General features: G+C 71.4%; 12 protein-coding genes. 7 read left to right on the forward strand and 5 right to left on the reverse strand.

Features of this window, described 5'->3' with window-relative positions:
- Positions 1 to 13 precede the first annotated feature (13 nt).
- Positions 14 to 1,606 (forward strand): phosphomethylpyrimidine synthase ThiC, encoded by a 1,593-nt coding sequence (gene thiC, locus ACGFH8_RS23035; RefSeq protein WP_393370304.1) that lies wholly within the window; start codon positions 14 to 16, stop codon positions 1,604 to 1,606.
- A 334-nt stretch (positions 1,607 to 1,940) separates the two neighbouring features.
- Here thiC and ACGFH8_RS23040 read toward each other — a convergent pair whose 3' ends face one another.
- The 4 genes from ACGFH8_RS23040 to ACGFH8_RS23055 form a co-directional block, all read right to left on the reverse strand.
- Positions 1,941 to 5,459 carry a hypothetical protein gene (locus ACGFH8_RS23040; RefSeq protein WP_393370307.1) on the reverse strand — a complete coding sequence of 1,173 codons (3,519 nt, stop codon included), beginning with the start codon at positions 5,457 to 5,459 and terminating at the stop codon, positions 1,941 to 1,943.
- Positions 5,460 to 5,536: 77 nt separating this feature from the next.
- A complete protein-coding gene (locus ACGFH8_RS23045) occupies positions 5,537 to 5,845 on the reverse strand; it encodes a cupin (RefSeq protein WP_393370310.1) in 309 nt (102 codons plus the stop codon).
- Entirely contained in the window at positions 5,842 to 6,792 is a 951-nt protein-coding gene (locus tag ACGFH8_RS23050; protein ID WP_393370469.1) for an LLM class F420-dependent oxidoreductase, read from the reverse strand. The genes ACGFH8_RS23045 and ACGFH8_RS23050 overlap by 4 nt, the downstream gene beginning before the upstream one ends.
- A gap of 2 nt (positions 6,793 to 6,794) precedes the next feature.
- Positions 6,795 to 7,580: an ABC transporter ATP-binding protein gene (locus ACGFH8_RS23055; RefSeq protein ID WP_393370312.1), complete on the reverse strand. Its 786-nt coding sequence runs from the start codon at positions 7,578 to 7,580 to the stop codon at positions 6,795 to 6,797.
- 271 nt (positions 7,581 to 7,851) lie between these two features.
- Between ACGFH8_RS23055 and ACGFH8_RS23060 the strand changes: the two genes are divergently transcribed.
- Entirely contained in the window at positions 7,852 to 8,880 is a 1,029-nt protein-coding gene (locus ACGFH8_RS23060; protein ID WP_393370315.1) for an ABC transporter substrate-binding protein, read from the forward strand.
- 103 nt (positions 8,881 to 8,983) lie between these two features.
- On the forward strand, positions 8,984 to 9,844 hold the full coding sequence (locus tag ACGFH8_RS23065) for an ABC transporter permease (RefSeq protein ID WP_393370317.1): 861 nt from the start codon (positions 8,984 to 8,986) through the stop codon (positions 9,842 to 9,844).
- Positions 9,845 to 10,003: 159 nt separating this feature from the next.
- Here ACGFH8_RS23065 and ACGFH8_RS23070 read toward each other — a convergent pair whose 3' ends face one another.
- Entirely contained in the window at positions 10,004 to 11,185 is a 1,182-nt protein-coding gene (locus ACGFH8_RS23070; RefSeq protein ID WP_393370320.1) for an ABC transporter substrate-binding protein, read from the reverse strand.
- Positions 11,186 to 11,629: 444 nt separating this feature from the next.
- Here ACGFH8_RS23070 and ACGFH8_RS23075 point away from each other — a divergent pair, with 444 nt between their 5' ends.
- The 4 genes from ACGFH8_RS23075 (at position 11,630) to ACGFH8_RS23090 (ending at position 16,219) form a co-directional block, all read left to right on the forward strand.
- Positions 11,630 to 14,761 (forward strand): nitrate- and nitrite sensing domain-containing protein, encoded by a 3,132-nt coding sequence (locus ACGFH8_RS23075; protein ID WP_393370323.1) that lies wholly within the window; start codon positions 11,630 to 11,632, stop codon positions 14,759 to 14,761.
- On the forward strand, positions 14,758 to 15,165 hold the full coding sequence (locus tag ACGFH8_RS23080; RefSeq protein ID WP_007465177.1) for a roadblock/LC7 domain-containing protein: 408 nt from the start codon (positions 14,758 to 14,760) through the stop codon (positions 15,163 to 15,165). The genes ACGFH8_RS23075 and ACGFH8_RS23080 overlap by 4 nt, the downstream gene beginning before the upstream one ends.
- Positions 15,166 to 15,249: 84 nt before the next feature.
- On the forward strand, positions 15,250 to 15,615 hold the full coding sequence (locus ACGFH8_RS23085; RefSeq protein ID WP_124778091.1) for a DUF742 domain-containing protein: 366 nt from the start codon (positions 15,250 to 15,252) through the stop codon (positions 15,613 to 15,615).
- A complete protein-coding gene (locus tag ACGFH8_RS23090) occupies positions 15,596 to 16,219 on the forward strand; it encodes an ATP/GTP-binding protein (protein ID WP_393370325.1) in 624 nt (207 codons plus the stop codon). The genes ACGFH8_RS23085 and ACGFH8_RS23090 overlap by 20 nt, the downstream gene beginning before the upstream one ends.
- The last annotated feature ends 13 nt before the right edge of the window (positions 16,220 to 16,232 follow it).

The raw sequence follows: 16,232 nt of genomic DNA on the forward strand, positions 1-16,232 counted from the left end.
CAGGGAGGCTGTCATGCAGGCACGAGGCAAGGTGTACGTCGAGGGTTCACGACCCGATGTCCGGGTGCCGTTCGCGGAGGTGGGGCTGACCGGGGACCTACCGCCGGTGCGGCTCTACGACACGTCCGGCCCGGGGTCGGACCCGGAGGTGGGGCTGCCCGCGATGCGCGGACCGTGGATCGCCGAACGGGGTGACGTGGCGCCGGTGCGGGGCGCGGGTACGCCGCTCGCCGGAGCGGAGGGTCGCCGGCCGACGCAGCTCGCGTACGCGCGGGCGGGTGTGGTGACGCCGGAGATGGAGTTCGTGGCGATCCGGGAGAACGTCGACCCGGAACTGGTCCGGGCCGAGATCGCCGCAGGTCGGGCGGTGTTGCCCCTCAACGTGAACCACCCGGAGTGCGAGCCGGCGATCATCGGCAGGGCGTTCCTGGTCAAGGTCAACGCCAACATCGGCACCTCGGCGGTGAGTTCGTCGGTCGCCGAGGAGGTGGAGAAGCTCACCTGGGCCACCCGGTGGGGCGCGGACACCGTGATGGACCTGTCCACCGGGAAGCGGATCCACGAGACCCGCGAGGCGATCGTGCGGAACTCACCGGTGCCGATCGGGACGGTGCCGATCTACCAGGCGTTGGAGAAGGTCGGCGGCGACCCGGTGAAGTTGAGCTGGGAGGTGTTCCGGGAGACCGTGATCGAGCAGGCCGAGCAGGGCGTGGACTACATGACTGTGCACGCCGGGGTGCTGTTGCCGTACGTGCCGCTGGCCGTGGACCGGGTCACCGGGATCGTCTCCCGGGGCGGCTCGATCATGGCGGCGTGGTGCCTGGCGCACCACGAGGAGAACTTCCTCTACACCAACTTCGCGGAGCTGTGTGCGCTGCTCGCCCGCTACGACGTGACGTTCTCCCTCGGCGACGGGCTGCGTCCCGGCTCGATCGCCGACGCCAACGACGCGGCGCAGTTCGCCGAGCTGCGCACCCTCGGCGAGCTGACGAAGATCGCCTGGGAGCACGACGTGCAGGTGATGATCGAGGGTCCCGGTCACGTGCCCATGCACAAGATCAAGGAGAACGTGGACCTTCAGCAGGAGTGGTGCCACGAGGCGCCCTTCTACACGCTCGGCCCGCTGACCACCGACATCGCACCCGCGTACGACCACATCACCTCGGCGATCGGCGCCGCGATGATCGGCATGTTCGGCACCGCGATGCTCTGCTACGTCACGCCGAAGGAGCACCTCGGCCTGCCGGACCGGGACGACGTGAAGGCGGGCGTGATCGCGTACAAGATCGCGGCCCACGCGGCGGACCTGGCCAAGGGGCACCCCGGCGCACAGGACTGGGACGACGCGTTGTCGAAGGCGCGGTTCGAGTTCCGCTGGGAGGACCAGTTCAACCTCTCGTTGGACCCGGAGACGGCGCGCTCGTACCACGACGCGACGCTGCCGGCCGAGCCCGCGAAGACGGCGCACTTCTGCTCGATGTGTGGCCCGAAGTTCTGCTCCATGAAGATCACCCAGGAGCTCAAGGAGTACGCCGCACGTGGCATGAAGAACAAGTCGGAGGAGTTCGTCACCGGCGGCGGCCGGGTCTACCTGCCGCTGGCCTGACCCGACCCGACCCGAGAGCGGCGAACCCGCCGTCCCGAGATGATCCACTCGGGTTCACTGATATCGCGGTATCCGAGCGCTTGGGATGCCCCGACCTCCTTGAACCCGAGTGGATCATCACCAGACCGACCTCCTGCGGCGCGGCCACCCAGGGGTGCGGAGCGGGCCTAACGACCAAAACGGACGGCTCTCGCGCGGATCTTCGGACTCCGAGCGTCGATCATGAGGTTATTGCCAGGACACGCCGACCTGGACGGCAATAACCTCATGATCGACGGGCGGGTGGTCCGCCGGCCGGCTGGTCGTGGTGGTCGTGGTGGTGCCGGTTGGTTGGTTAGTCGCGGTGGTGCCGGCCGGTGGAGCGGAGCGATCGTCGGCCGCCCTCCTGTTCCGGTTCGTTGTCCGACACCGGCTTGCCCAGACCGGCTACCCAGTCGACGAACTCCTCGTCCTGGGTCGGCAGGGCCTCCGTCGCGTCTGACGTCTCCGCGCCCTTCTCGTCTCCGCGGGACCTGTTGCGGCGGAACAGACCGCCGAGCCGTCCGCGCCGCGAGGGCTGCTCGGCCACCTTCGCGGAGGTCGGCCCGGCCGGTGTCGCGTCGGTGCTGGCCGGGTCGTCGGTGCTCGCGGGGTCGTCGTTCCTTGCCCGGTCACCGGTGTTTGCCCGCTCGCCGATGCTGGCCGGGTCGCCGATCCTTGCCCGCTCGCCGATGCTGGCCGGGTCGCCGACCCTTGCCCGCTCGCCGGTGTTTGCCCAGTCGGCGGTGCTGGCCGGGTTGCCGATCCTTGCCCGATCGTCGGTGTTCACCGGGTCGCCGGTGCCTGTCGGCTCGCCGGTGGTGGTCGGGTTGCCCGTGCCGGTGGGCGCCCCAGCCCGGCCCGGCGCGACCGGAGGCTCGGCCGGGATCGGGTGTCTGGTCGGAGCGGCCAACTCGCTGGCCACGATCGGCCCGGTTGTCGCCGGCCGGGTCGTCGAGCTGTCCGGCGACCCGGTCGGGGCGGCGCGCCGGGTGGTGTCGAACGCGTTCCAGGTGCCGGCCCGGCTCAGATCCGGCAGCGGCACCCGGTGGCGCGGCTTCGGCGTCTGCCCGGTCGACTCGTCCGGCCCGGTCGGCGGCTCCGCCGTCGTGTCTCCCGACTCGGAGGCCTGCGGCGGCACCGTCCAGGCCGGTGTGACCGTCCAGGCCGACGGCGCTGGCGTCCAGAGGACCGCATCCGGGTCGCTCGCGGCGGGAGCGTCGTCCGCGGCGGGCCGTGCGCTGGCGGCGGCGCCGCCCCCGACGGTCCACGCGCCGGCGGCGGGAACACCGTGCCCGGCGGTCGGCGCACCGGCGGCGGAAGCGTCACCGGCGGTCGGCGCATCGGCGGCGGGAGCGTCCCCGGCGGTCCGCGCACCGGCGGCGGAAACACCGTCACCGGCGGTGGGCGTGCGGGCGGCGGAAGCGTCCCCGGCGGTCCGCGCACCCGCGGGAACACCGTCCCCGGCGCTGGGCGCGCTGGCGGCACTGTCCCCGGCGGGCCGGGCGCTGGTGGTGCCGCCAACCCCGGCAGCAGCCGACTTCCCGGCTGGTCGCGTGGTGGGAGCGGCGCTGACGACGTCCGGGGTACGCGGTGGATCGACCGCCGCACCCTTGGCGCTGGTCGGAGTAGCCGGCACCCCGGTCGGACCCGTGGTGGTCGGGGTAGGCGTTTTCGTCGGACCGCTGATGATCGGCATGGGTGTTCTCGTCGGGCCGCTCGTGGTCGGGATGGGTGTCCTCGTCGGACCGGTGGTGGTGGTCGGGGTCACGGGGGTTCTCGTCCGACCGGTTCTGCTGGTCGGGGCCGCTGCCCCTGCCGGGGCCGTGGTGGTCGGGGTGGCTCCGGGGGCCGGGCCGGACGTGGTGTCCCGGCTCTCCCGGTCGGGCTCGGCAGCGCCGGCAGCCGGCTCGTCGGTGGCGCTCGACCCCGACGTGCTGTCGGCTGGATCGATGGTGGCGTCGAGCGGGCTGGCCTTCGCCTTACGGGCTCGACGCGGCTTGACCGTCAACGGCGCATCGGCCGTGCCAGGCTCGGCCCCACTCGCGTCGACGATTGTCGTGCTGGCCGCGCCCGCGTCGAGGGCGGCCGCGCCCGCGTCGAGGGCGGCCGCACCCGCGTCGACGGTTGCCGCGCTGCCCCTGTTCGCGTCGGCGGTTACGGTGCTGGCCGCGCCCGTGTCGGCGGTCGCCGTACCGGCCGCTCCTGCGTCGGCGGTCGCCGTGGTGGCCGCGCCGGTGTCGGCGGTTCCGGTGCTGGTCCCGTCCGTGGTGGTGGTCCTCTTCGCGTCGGTAGCCCTCGCGCCGGCTGTTTCCGTGCCGGTGGGGTTCACGGCGGCTGTTTCCACGCTCGTTGCGCCCGCGTCGGCCGTTTCCGTGTTGGCGATGCCGGCGCTGGACTTGCCGGTGCCGGCACTGGGCGTTCCCGCGCTGGCGCTGCGCGTACCCGTGCTGGACGTTTCCGTGCTGGTCGGGACCGTGCTGGTGACGGTGTCCTTGCGGGTGGTGCGTCCGCCGGACCGGCCACCGTTCGTGCCCGCCGCGCCGGCGGTCGGCCCATCGATTAAGGGAACACCTGTCGGGCTGGTGGCGGCGGTAGCCGGCGGGGAGGTGACATGGTCCCGGCTCGCCGGGGGCGTCCGCCTCCCGGCGGTGAACTCACCTGTCGGGTCGGTCCGCCAGGCCGGGGACGTCGCCGGCGCGGCAGGGGTCACACCGTGCTGGCCGCTGGTGGCGTCCGCCGGCCAGTCCCAGTGGGCGGGCACGGTGCGTACGCCGTCGGAGCCGCCTGCGGCGCGCGGACCCGAGGTGGCGCCGGTCAGATCGCCCCCGGCGGGCTCAAGGCCGGCCGAGGGCGCGGCGGTCCGCGCGGCGGCGTCCGGGTCGTTCGCCGGACTCGGCGACGCGGCGTTGGGCAGGGCCGGGCCGGTGGGAAGCGCGTCCAGGATGTCGCTGGGCTCGATCGCCTGCGAATCCGGGGTACGGGCACCCGCCGGCCAACGCAGCAGTGCGGCGGCGGCCGCGCCGAGCGCACCGGCGAGGATCGCGATCAACGAGCCGTAGTAGGGAGTCACCTGGTAGCGGTCCACGGAGTCGCCCGGACCGGCGGTCAGGTAGGCGAACGCCACCAGCACCGGACCGGCCACCCCGGTCGCCCCGCTGATCAGGGGATCCTGCCCCCGCCAGCGCGCCAACCCGGCGGTCGCGGCCCCGGCCAGCAGCGCCACGGTGGGCAGCAGGAGCAGCGCCAGCCGCTGCGCGGTGGAGTCGCTCAGCCAGCTCGGCTCCAGCACACCGAGCCGGACGGTCGGCAGTGGGCCGGTCGTGCCGAGCGACGGCAGGACGGAGATCAGCGCCAACAGCCAGACCACGCCGGCCACGGCCGCCATGTTCCAGCCCAGCGCGGGCCGGAGCAGTACGGCGATCGCGGCGCCGGCTCCGATCACCGCGCCCAGTACGGCGCAGATGCCCACCGCCCAGACCGGGTCGACGGAGACCAGCTCCGCGGCGCGGGCGGGCTGCATGCAGAGCGGGGCGATGACGGTGGCGCCGAGCGCCGCCGCGCCGCCGATCGCCAGCTGCCGGCCGGTGCTGGCCGCCGGAGCATCGCCGCGCGCGAGGCGTCCGGTCAGGACGGCGCCGGCGACGGCGGCGTTCGCGGCGAACCAGCCCACCCAGACGAGCTGGGCCGGCCACTGGTTGACGGTCGTACCGGTGAAGGCGCCGGTTAACCGGACGATGCCGAAACCGTACGCGACGCCGAGCTGGCCGGCCCCGGCCAGCACGCTCACCCCGAGCGCCGTGAGCAGCAGTCTGCCCCAGGTCCGAAAGGCCATGTCCGGCACGTTACGCACCCCGTACACCCGACCGCCACCGGCGCGCCGCGCGGCGCGCCGGCTCGCGTTCGGCGGGTCTACTTGAGTTCGACCAGTCGGGCCAGGTAAGTCGTGTCTCCGACATTCGTGAGCATGTGTACGGCCCCGGGGTCCCGGTAGACGACTCCGCCGGTGGGCTCGTCGGCGTCGATCCGGGTGCCGTCGATCGTCTGTACGACGTTCTTCGCGCCCTCGATCGCCACCACCAGGTACGGGTGGTCATGCCGGTGCAGTGGCTGCCGCTCACCCGGCTCGAGCCGGATGTGCCAGACCCGGACCCGGTCGTTCTCGTACACGATCTCCTGGCCCACCGGCCCGAGCTTGGTTCCGTCGATCACGTCGGTCATCGTTCTCCGTCCAGTTGGGGGAGCACCTCGGCGGCGATCAGCTCAAGGTGGTCGAGGTCTGCGAAGTCGATCAGGCGCAGGTGGACGCGGGTGGCGCCGATCGCGGCGAACTCGCCGATCCGCTGCGCGAGTTGCGCGGGGGAGCCGACCACCGGGTCCTCCGGCGGCAACGCGCTCTTCTCGTGCAGAGGCGCGGCCCGCCGCTGGGCCTCGGCGTCGGTCCGGCCGATGGCCACGACCAGCCCGGCGGAGAGCACCAGCGGCGGACGGCCGGACTCCGTCCGACCGGTGCGCTCGCACGCCTCACGCACCCGGTCGAACGCGGCGGCGGTGTCCGCCACGGACTTGAACGGCATGTTGAACTCGTCGGCGTACCGGGCGGCCAGCTCGGGGGTGCGCTTGGGGCCGCGCCCACCCACGATGATCGGCGGTCCGGGCACCTGCACCGGCTTGGGCAGGGCCGGCGCGTCCACCAGGCGGTAGTGGTCGCCACTGAAGCTGTAGGTCTCCCCGACCGGGGTCCGCCACAGCCCGGTGAGCACCTCGAGCTGCTCGGCCAGCCGGTCGAAGCGCTCGCCGACCGGCGGGAAGGGGATGCCGTACGAGGTGTGCTCGCGCTCGTACCAGCCGGCGCCGATGCCCAGGTCGACCCGGCCGCCGCTCATCTGGTCGACCTGCGCGACCATCACCGCGAGCGGGCCGGGCAGGCGGAAGGTGGCCGACGTCACCAGGGTGCCGAGCCGGATCCGCTTGGTCTCCCGGGCCAGCGCGGCGAGGGTCAGCCAGGCGTCCGTCGGGCCGGGCAGGCCCGGGTCGGCGCCCATCGACTGGTAGTGGTCGGCGCGGAGGAAACCCTCGTACCCGCAGGCCTCGACCAGTTGGGCGAACCGGAGCTGCGTGTCGTAGCTGGCGCCGCGGTTCGGCTCGGTGAAGACCGACACCCGCATGTTCATCGTCCTTCCGCGCCGACGGTGGCCGGCTGCTCGCGTTCCATCAGCAGCTCGTGGAGGTCGGCGCTGACGCGTGCGACATCGGCCAGGTGGGCGTTGCGGCCCAGGGTGCGGGGCCGGGGGATGGTGACGTCCACCACCTTGCGGATCCGGCCCGGGCGGGGGCTCAGCACGACCACCCGGTCGGCGAGCAGCACCGCCTCGTCGATCGAGTGGGTGACGAAGACGATCGTCGGCTTGTTCTCCATGTGGACCCGCTGGAGTTCGCCGGAGAGTTCCTCGCGGGTGAGCGCGTCCAGCGCGGAGAACGGCTCGTCCATCAGCATCACCCGGGGCTCGCCGATCAACGACCGGCACAGCGACACCCGCTGCTGCATGCCGCCGGAGAGCTCGTGCGGCAGCCGCTTCTCGAACCCGGCCAGCCCGGCCACGTCGAGCAGTTGCCGGGCGCGCTCGCGGTGCTTGGCGCGGCTCCAGCCGAAGATCTCCACCGGCAGCAGGACGTTGTCCAGCACGGTGCGCCAGGGCAGCAGCGCCGGCTTCTGGAACAGCATGGCGATGTCCTGGCGGGGACGGGAGATCGGCGTGCCGGCCACGGTGATCTCACCGGCGCTCAGCGGGAGCAGCCCGGCGATCAGGCGCAGCAGTGTGGACTTGCCGCAGCCGGAGCGGCCGAGCACGGCGACGAACTCACCCTCGGCGACGTCGAGGTCGATGCCACGCAGCGCTTCGACCCGGCCTGATCGGCCTTCGAAGGTACGGGACACCCCGGCCAGTTGGATCATCTCCGGCGGACCTCCGCTGAGTGGACGGTCAGGAATCCGGCAAAGGCTAGCTGGCCTGCCCTCGTATCGCACTGTCCGGGGTGGTCATGAGGTTGTTTCCGTTCCGCAACCCGATACGCCTGGCGTCACAACTGCGTCTTTCTCGTACGCTGTGCCCGCGAAGAGTCCCCCCACGACGGCGGCGTCCGGCTTCCACCCCTCCCGCCGGCCCGTCATGACAACCCCCTCCGGCGGCCTGTGGGCCCCGGTTGGAAAGGACATGGTGCTACTGATGAGAAGGCTGACCCGTACGGTCGCTACGGCCGCGCTGGCCACTGCCCTCGCTCTCGTTTCCGCCTGCAGCAGCGGGTCGGACTCGTCTGACGCCAAGGGCGGCAAGGGCGGGGCACTGGAGAAGGTGACCTACCTCACCTCCTTCGGCAACTTCGGCCGTGACTCCTACGCCTGGGTGGCGAAGGACAAGGGCTTCTTCAAGGACGCCGGCTTCGACGTCGAGATCAAGCCTGGTCAGGGCACCGGCGGCGTGATCCAGACCATCGTCGGCGGCCAGGCCCAGTTCGGCCCGGTCGACCTCACCGGCAGCCTGCTGCAGGTCGGCAACGGCCAGGCCAAGGACTTCACCGTGGTGGCCGCGATCCAGCAGCGCACCATGGCCGGCATCGCCTCGGTCGAGGGCAAGAACATCGCCTCGCCGAAGGACCTGGAGGGCAAGAAGCTCGCCGACACGCCCGGGTCCGTGGTCCGCAACCTCTTCCCGACGTACGCCCGGCTCGCCGGTGTGGACGCGAGCAAGGTGACCTGGGTCAACGGTGAGGCGCAGGCACTGATCGGCACGCTCGCCTCCGGTGCGGTGGACGGCATCGGCCAGTTCGTCGTCGGTCAGCCGACCATCGAGGCCGTGGCCAAGAAGAAGGCCGTCATGCTGCCGTACAGCAACGTGATGCAGGACCTCTACGGCAACGTGCTGATCACCTCCTCCAAGATCGCCAAGGAGAAGCCCGAGATGGTGAAGAAGTTCACCGCGGCGCTGCTCAAGGGCCTGGAGTACAGCCTGGCCAACCCCAAGGAGGCCGGCGAGATCCTGAAGAAGAACGTGGACGCCGCCAACCCGGTCGCCGCCGCCGCCGAGCTGGAGCTGATGGCCGCGTACGTCCGGTCCGGCAACACCGGCACCGCGATCGGCACCCTGGACAGTGGTCGGGTCGCCAAGAGCATCGCCATCCTGCAGGGCGCCGGTGCGCTCAAGCAGAACATCACCCCCGAGCAGATCATCGACTTCAGCCTCGCGCCGAAGGCCTGATCGTCCGGTCGTCATCAGGGGGTACGTCCCGCCGGTTTCCGGTGGGGCGTACCCCCGTCGCTCGTCGGCCCCCGGGGGGCCGTGGGATTTCGAGGAGGACAAGATGACCGACGTCCGGTCGGTGGACCCGGCGGTGGCGGCATCTCCACCCGTGGGTGTCGGAGCCGGGGCGGGGCGGGCGGGTCGAGGCGCCGGTCTCCGCGCCGGGGCCGGGGCGGCGCTGCTGCCGGCGGCCGGCCTCCTGATCGCCCTGGCGACGTGGTGGCTGATCGCCCGGCTGGAACTGGTCCATCCCGCGGCTCTGCCGCCGCCTGGCGACGTGCTCACCGCGTTCGTCGACAAGCCGGCCCAGATGCTGGAGCACACCTGGGCGACCCTGCTGGAGATCCTGATCGGCTTCGCGCTCTCGGCGGTGGCCGGTGTCCTGATCGGACTCTCCCTGGCCAGCTCCGGCACGGTGGAGCGGATGTTCACCCCGTTGCTGGTCGCGGTGAACGCGGTGCCGAAGATCACGCTGGGCCCGTTGTTGGTGGTGGCGCTCGGTTGGGGTCAGAAACCGATCCTGACGATGGTGTTCCTGCTCTGCTTCTTTCCGATCGTGCTCTCGACCGCGACCGGGCTCACCACCACGCCCGCTGATCTGGCCGAGCTGGTGCGCTCCTGGAACGCCTCGCGCTGGCAGGCGTTCCGCAAGGTGCGCTTCCCGGCCGCGCTGCCGCAGATCTTCGTCGGGCTCAAGGTGGCCATGCCGCTGGCCGCGATCGGCGCGGTGATCGGTGAGTTCCAGGCCGGCGAGAGTGGTCTCGGCTACGTCATCACCCAGTACGCGGGCGTCGGTGACACCGCCACCGCGTGGGCGGCGATCATGTTGGTGGCGTTGGTGAGCATTCTGCTCTACTCGGCGCTTCTGTTGATCGAACGGATCGCGCTGCCCTGGGTGCGCGAGACCACGAGCAGCCGCTGACCTGAGCGGCGAGAATGCGAAGGGCCGGCCTCCCCATCGGGAGGCCGGCCCTTTCTTGATCGACTCGGCTTTCGGGACGTCGGGGCTTCTGCGCGTCCCGATTACCGGGAATTCAATGACGTCGGGTAGATCATCTGTGGAGCGGTGGCCCGGAGACCGTTACCCCGCCAGGCGCCAACGGCCGTTACGGGCGACAAGCGTGGTGAGCGCCTGCGGCATCAGCCCGCTGTGGTTGTCCGGCGTCATCCGGATCGGACCCGACAGGCCGTCCATCTGGGACGTCTCCAGCACGTCCCGGATGCCGTTACGGTCCACCTTCCCGGCCTCACCACCGGCGCGAAGTTCCGCGTCGGTGATCAGCTGGAGGGCATCCGCCGCGAAGGACGACGAGCCGTTGTAGCCGCCGTAGCGCGCGGTGTAGTCCTGGAACCACTGCCGCCGTGCCGCCTTGGCGGGTGTGGTCGCGATGACGTCGTCGATCACCATGGTCTGGGTGAAGATCAGCGTGGCCCGCTCGGTCGCCCTGGCCGCCGGGCCGAGGAAGAGGTCACCGGCCGCGCCCGCGTCGAAGAAGAGGGACCCGCGGAAGGTGGTCTGCGAGGCGCTCGTGGCAGCGAGCGTCGCCTGCTCCGGTGGGGTCCAGAAGACGAGCGCGTCCGGCTTGCCCACGGTGACGAGCTGTCGGACCTGCTGGCTGACGTCCGTGTCGGTGGTCCTGACCCGCTGCTCGCGCAACGTGATGTTGGCCTTGATCAGCTCGCTCTGGAGGGCGGCCGCGCCCTCCTGGCCGTAGTCGTTGTCGCTGACGAGCAGGCCCACCTTGCGGATGTTGTTGCGACGCAGCTCGGTGGTCAGCGCGGCCGCGCTGTCCAGGGCGTTGGGTCCGAGTTTGAACACGTAGCGTCGTTGCGCGACCGGGCTGGCTATGGCCCCGGAAGCGGCGAGCGCAATGGTGGGAATCCGCTTCTCGTTGATGGTTCCAACTGCTCCGACGGCGCATTCGTTGCAGCCACCCATGATGATGGCGCTGACCCGGGAATCGCTGCTGAAGTCGACGATGTTGCGAAGCGACTCGGCCGAGTCGGAACGGTTGTCCTTCACCTTCAGCTCGATCTTCCGGTTGTTTAGTGCGCCGGAGGAGTTCAACTGGTCCCGCTTGAGTTCCAGTGCGCGCTTGTACGTCTGCCCGACGGGGGCGGCGGCGCCGGAAAGTTCGAGGTCGGCAGCGATCACGATCGGACTCGTGTCCTGCTCCGCCCCGCCAAACTGGCAGCCGGTGAGCGTGGTGGCCACTACGGCCGATGCGAGCGCCGCGATGGTCGCGGAGCGGATGGGGCTCAACTCAGTCCTCCAGGTGCGGGCGCGGGCGCTGCCCGGTCACCGCCGCTAATCCGTCCTCAGTGGAAGACGGGATCTCCTCTGCCGTACGGTGTGCGCGAAGCCTGCAAAACCTTGCCAATGGCCGGCGCTGTGGTCAAGCGCGGACCCCGGTAGCATTTTCGGGACGGTCATCCCACATGCTGGGGTAACGCAATGTTTGCAAAAGCTCACTTTGCATACACGCGTGACCACTCAGGAGTTACATGCCCTGTTCAGGGGCTTGCGGAAATGAAGGTATCAGTTGCCCGGATCACGGGATGCGCTCCGTCCGACCGTTTCCTACCTCACTGCGGCTTCCCAAACAGGATCATCTCTGATGAAATCGCGGCCGTGCCGCGCGTGGTCCCCTCCGCTTACGGCATGGCTCAGTGGGTCAGGCGGGGAAGAAACGACGGAGGCGATGTCGTGAGCACCGGACCGACGACCCTGCCCGCGCTCGGCGACAGCGCTCGACCGACGCGCCGGCGGATGCCGAGGCTGCGAGACGCCCGGATCCGGTCCAAACTGGCGTTGATCCTGGTAGTCCCGGTGGCGGCGGTGATCGCGCTGGCCACGGTCCGGCTGATCTCCGTCGGCGAGGGCGCCTTCGACGCCACCCGAGCCCGGTCACTGACGGCCCTCTCCATCGACGTCAGCGCGCTGACCCAGGACCTCCAGGTCGAGCGGATGGCCGCGGCGGCCTACCTGGCCAATCCACAGCAGCCGGCCGACGCGTACAACCTGCGGGTCCGTGAGACGCAGCAGCAGGTGGACAGGTACCGCGCCGAGCGCGGCCGGATCGGCGAGGTGCCGGCGGCCCTGCGAGACCGCCTCAAGGCCATCGACGAGCACCTGGCCACCCTGGACGACACCCGTAAAGAGGTGCTGGACGGCCGGCAGATGGCGGTGGCCGAGGTCGTGCTCCGCTACGGCGTCATCCTCACCGACCTGGTCTCCTACGGTGACGGCCTGGCTCAGCTGCCCGGCGACGAGAGCCTCGCGGACAGCCGCCGCGCCGTCTCCGCCTTCGCCCGTGCCAAGGCGTCCGTCGCCGAGGAGGAGGCCGTCGCGTTCACCGCTCTGACGGCGGGCCAACTCGACTCCGAGCAGTTCTCCTCCTTCGTGGCGACGCTCACCAGCCAGCAGGAGGCCCTCGTCTCCTTCTCGCTGGCCGCCGACCCGGTGCAGCGTTCCCTGGTCGACAGCACCGTCTCCGGTGACGCGGTCGGCCTGGCCGACCGGGTCGCCACCGACATCAGCCGATCGGTCGGGCAGCGCCCGCTTGTCACCGCGCAGGACGCCACCGCCGCCATCGGCGCCGTGAACGACCTGATGCGCTGGGCCGAGATCCAACTGCAGGACCGACTGCTCCAGCAGGCCGAGACGGCGCGCTCGAACGTCATCCGGCAGGCCGTGATCGAGTCGATCCTGGTGCTGCTCACCCTGATCATCGCCGTGTCGCTGGCCGTGGTGCTGGCCCGCTCGCTCAACCACTCGCTGCGCCGGCTGCGTGAGGGCGCTCTCTCGGTGGCCAACCACGACCTGCCCGACGCCGTGCGGCGGCTGCAGAACATGGGCAGCGTGGGCGACGGCGGGGTGGACGAGATCGTCCGCCAGGTTCGGGACCCGATCCAGCTCAACAGCCGCGATGAGGTCGGCCAGGTGGCGTTGGCCTTCAACGTCGTCCACCGGGAGGCGGTCCGGGTCGCCGCCGAGCAGGCCGCGCTGCGGACCAGCGTCTCGGCGATGTTCCTCAACCTGGCACGTCGTAGTCAGACCCTGGTCGACCGGATGATCGGCGAGCTGGACGCGATCGAGCGCGGCGAGGAGGACCCGAAGCGACTCGCGCAGCTCTTCGAGCTCGACCACCTGGCCACTCGAATGCGCCGCAACGACGAGAACCTGCTGGTCCTGGCCGGCGCCGACTCCGCCGTGCCGCGTCGCGACGACGCCCTGGTCGTGGACGTGCTGCGCGCCGCCCAGTCCGAGGTGGAGCTCTACAACCGCATCGAGTTCGGCACCGTGGACACCGACGTCTCGGTCGCCGCGCACGCCGTCAACGACGTGGTCCGTCTCGTCGCCGAACTACTCGACAACGCCACCCGGTTCTCACCGCCGAACACCACGGTGGTCGCCGACGGTCGCCGGATCCGCGACTACGTCCTGATCCAGATCGAGGACCGCGGGCTCGGCCTCACCGACGAGCAGCTCGACTCGCTCAACCGCCGGCTGGCCGCCCCGCCGAGCGTCGACGTCGCCGCGTTCCGGCTGATGGGTCTGGCCGTGGTCAGCCGGCTCGCCTCCCGGTACGGCATCCGGGTGGAGCTGCGCCGCAACGTCGAGGGCGGCACCGTCGCCCAGGTGACGTTGCCCGCCGCCACCGTGGTGCTGCCCACCAACCGGGGCCGTGAGCAGGTGCTCACCCGTCCGCGTCAGCCGATGGCAGTGGAGCAGACGCCGCTCACCCCGGCCGGTCACAGCGAACAGTTCGCCGGTGCCGCGACCTCGGCGGCGACGCTGCCCGACCAGTGGCGCACCAACACTCCCGCGCCCACCCAGTGGCAGTCGCCGCTGGACTCGCGGGACACCACCCCGGCCGTACACGCGGGTGGCTACAGCGGTGCCCGCTCGACGGCGCCGCCCCCGGCCGCCCCGGCGCCCGTCGCCCCGACCCCGCCGGCGCGGCCCGCGTACAGCAACAGCGCGGGCACCTCGTCGGGCGGCCCGACGGTGGCCTATCCGACGATCGACCCGCTGCCCCGGCGCGGCTCGACCGTGGACGCCGCGGACGGGCGCAACGCACCGGGTCTGCCGGTCGGGCCGGTCGCCGGCGCCGGCGCGGTGGCACCGCCCCCCGCCCCGTCGGTACCCGCCCCGCCGGTCAGCACCCGCCCCGAGTTCCCCGCCGAGGCGCCGATCTTCCGGGAGATGGAGGCGGTCTGGTTCCGGTCGCACGGTGACGACGCCACCGCGATCTTCACCCGGCCGAAGTTCGACGAGCCGCCACCGCCCGCCACCGCCGCTCCGGCCGACGCCGGGCTGCGCGCCCAGCCGGGTGCCGCCCCCAGGCCGACCGCGGCCCCGGCCCGACCGCCCCTGCCGACCCGCACGCCGGGCAGCTCCAACACCGACAGCGTCACCACCCCGGGCACCCCGGGCCGGGGCGGCGCGACCGCCGGTGGGTTCGGCACACCGCCGTCGTACTCCCCGCCTCCGGCCGCCCGGTCGGCCGCACCCGCCGCGCCCACCGCCCCTGCCGCGCCCGCCGCCCCACCCGTGGACCCGGACGCCTGGCGGACGGCCGCGGACGAGGGCTGGTCCCGGGCCAGTCGGGCCGCCGAGCCGGCTCCGGCCGGGACCACCCGATCCGGGCTGCCCAAGCGGGTGCCGCAGGCGCAGCTCGTGCCGGGCGGCATCGAACCGAAGAGCGGTCGGGACCGCAGCCGGCGGACCCCCGATGAAGTACGCGGTCTGTTGTCGGCCTACCACCGCGGTGTACAACGTGGTCGGACGGCCGGAACGGACCTGAACAGCACCTCGACCAAGGAGAGCCGATGAACAGGCCAGCTGCCATGCAGGACATGGGTTGGCTGCTCACCAACTTCGCCGACAGCGTGGCGGGCATCGCCCACGTGGTGGCGGTGTCCGCCGACGGGCTCCTGCTCGCCTCCTCCCGGGATCTCCCGGGGGACCGGGCCGACCAGCTCGCCGCGATCACCTCCGGCGTGGTGAGCCTGACCGAGGGCGCTGCCCGGATGTTCAGCGCGGGTGGGGTGTTGCAGACAGTCATCGAGATGGACAGCGGGTATCTCTTCCTGATGTCGATCAGCGACGGTTCGTCAATGGCCGTGCTGGCCGCGCGCAGTTGCGACGTGGGCCAGGTCGGCTACGAGATGGCGCTGCTGGTCGAGCGGGTGGGCGCCGCGCTGGTGCCGCTGCCGCGGGACGCGGTGCGCTCGTAGCACCAAACGGCGCCCGGACCGCGCCGAGTCAGGGACGGGAGACGGCACACACCGGCTCCACCGGCAACGAGGAGGTGATCAGGGATGGACCAACGACGCGCTGACCCGCGCGGCGCACTGGTACGTCCGTACGCGGTCACCCGTGGTCGGACCGAGCCTCGTCAGGACATCGCTCTCGAGGCAGTCCTCACCGCGTCTCTCACCCAGGTCGCCGAGTCCCGCTTCGCCGGGCACGACAAGCACCGCATCGCCACGGTCTGTGAGGGCCGAGCACAGTCGTTGGCGGAAATCGCCGCGTACACCCGGATGCCGCTTGGCGTCGCCCGGGTGTTGGTCGCCGACATGGTGGCCGAGAGCCTGCTGACGTTACACACTGCTGCTCCCGCCGAGGGGTTCGAGGAGCGGATGGAACTGCTTGGAAGGGTGCTAAGTGGACTTCGCAGGCTATGACCCCGCAGGGGGGCGGCCAGGCCGGGGAATCGTCTCCGCGAAGATCGTCGTCGCGGGCGGCTTCGGCGTCGGCAAGACGACACTGGTCGGGGCGATCTCCGAGATCACACCGCTGACCACAGAGGCGTTGATGACCGCGGCGGGTGTCGGCATCGACGACCCGTCCAAGGTCCCGGGCAAGGAGACCACAACGGTCGCCATGGACTTCGGCCGGATCACCATGGCCCAGGATCTGATCCTGTACCTCTTCGGTACACCCGGTCAGACCCGGTTCTGGTTCATGTGGGACGAGATCATCCGAGGTGCGGTGGGCGCCGCCGTGCTCGTGGACACGCGCCGGATCACCGACGCGTTCGCCCCGCTCGACTACTTCGAGAACCGCAACCTGCCGTACGTGGTGGCGCTGAACCGGTTCGACGGCGCTCCCCAGTACGAGCTGGAGGAGATCCGCGAGGCGCTGGCCATCTCGCCGCAGGTGCCGTTGGTGATGACCGACGCGCGGCACCGGGACTCGGTCAAGCAGGTGTTGGTGACGGTCGTCGAGCACGCCATGCTGCGGCTCCAGGCCGAGCACGGGCGGGGCTTCCCCACGCCGGTCGGCTGATCCGTCGCGTCAC

The sequence above is a fragment of the Micromonospora sp. NPDC049175 genome, from assembly GCF_043197345.1.
Lineage (GTDB): Bacteria > Actinomycetota > Actinomycetes > Mycobacteriales > Micromonosporaceae > Micromonospora.